Origin of the sequence: Vibrio sp. M250220, assembly GCF_036533795.1 — a bacterium.
GTDB lineage: Bacteria > Pseudomonadota > Gammaproteobacteria > Enterobacterales > Vibrionaceae > Vibrio.
This window is the reverse complement of the sequence record NZ_JATABI010000132.1, coordinates 1-1390: the sequence shown is the minus strand read 5'-3', so window position 1 is coordinate 1390 and position 1390 is coordinate 1. Positions and strand designations below refer to the sequence as shown.

The 1390-nt window shown below is 42.4% G+C and carries 1 protein-coding gene and 1 pseudogene; both read left to right on the top strand.

What is annotated here, in order from left to right; translation table 11 throughout:
* On the top strand, positions 1 to 973 hold a 973-nt coding region (locus tag QTN94_RS19890), incomplete at its 5' end, for a sel1 repeat family protein (RefSeq protein ID WP_443088817.1).
* Between the two features lie 60 nt (positions 974 to 1033).
* Positions 1034 to 1228: pseudogene (locus tag QTN94_RS19885) on the top strand (sel1 repeat family protein); the annotation flags it as partial.
* Positions 1229 to 1390: the final 162 nt, after the last annotated feature.

Genomic DNA, 1390 nt, shown 5'->3' with positions numbered 1-1390 from the left:
CAGCAACGTGTGGGCGATAACACCTGTTGAACAAGGGATCCGACTGTTTAACCAAAAACAGTACCCACAAGCTGAGCAGATTTTTCAACAACAATCAGACCAAGGCAGTGCGTATGCGACATTTTGGCTTGCGATGGCACAGTATAAGAATCGTCAGCAGTTTGAAGCGGGGCAGACCTTTTTAAAAGCCGCCAATATGGGCGACCCTTGGGCTATGGGTGTTCTTTCTGGCTATGAATATTACGTCAATAACCCATGTGGTTATTTAGGCTGGCCGTGTGATGATAAGTGGTATCAGTTGGCAGTTGATGGATGGAAGAAAGAAGCAGAAACAGGCAATGGTAAGGCTCTGCTACAACTTCAGTTTTTTACAAATCAATGGCGAAATTATGTACCGGTGCTAGGCCGCTACCTTATTGATAAAAAGTATATTGAGGCACTTACGTTAGGAGGCTTAAACGCAAGCTATTATTTGACTCGATTTAGCGATGTACCCAGAGAGGAAAAAATAAAATACCTAAAAATCGCAGCCAACCAAGGCTACGCCCCTGCGATGCAGTCTTTATATTATTATCTCTTAGAGCCTGAGACATTGGACGAGGCTTTCAAATGGAACAACAAAGCAATTAAATTGGGTTACGCTGATGCTGCTTTAGTGTTTTATTATAGTTATTCACAAGGTGAGAAGGACAGTAAAGGTAACATAATTATTCACCCAGACGTTAAGAAAGCCTATTACTATAATCGCTTATCTGGTGCTTTGGGTGGCGAAGAGAAATCAGCCCACCGAATTACACAGGAACATGTATATGATGAATATGGCTCACCATTAGCAGATGAAGAAGGTCGCCCTGTGTTTAAAACACTCATCACTAAAGAAGAACAAGCTGAATTAGACAAGCAAGTGGCAGAGTTTGTTAAAGACATTACGCCAAACATGTTCTTAGATGAAACGTCTTTAGAGCTCTTTTAGTCCCCCCACAAAGCCGCTCATTGAAGCGGCTTTGTTACTGACTACCATAAGAGATAAACCATGAAAAAAACGATATTTATTTTCCTGCTCTTGTGCAGCGGTAAGCTGTGGGCGATTTCGCCTGTTGAACAAGGGATCCGACTGTTTAACCAAAAACAGTACCCACAAGCCGAGCAGATTTTTCAACAACAATCAGACCAAGGCAGTGCTTACGCGACATTTTGGCTTGCGATGGCACAGTATAAAAACCAACAGCAAAATTCCTTCGCTGGAAGAGGCTTACAACGGCTATGACTACTGGGTCACACACGCTCATTCTGTTCTAACAAAACTCAATAGCCAGCGAATAGAATGGAAACCATTGGCGTTCTTTACCGCGAATAACCAAAACAACATTAAATACCGCCACTTTTTTGC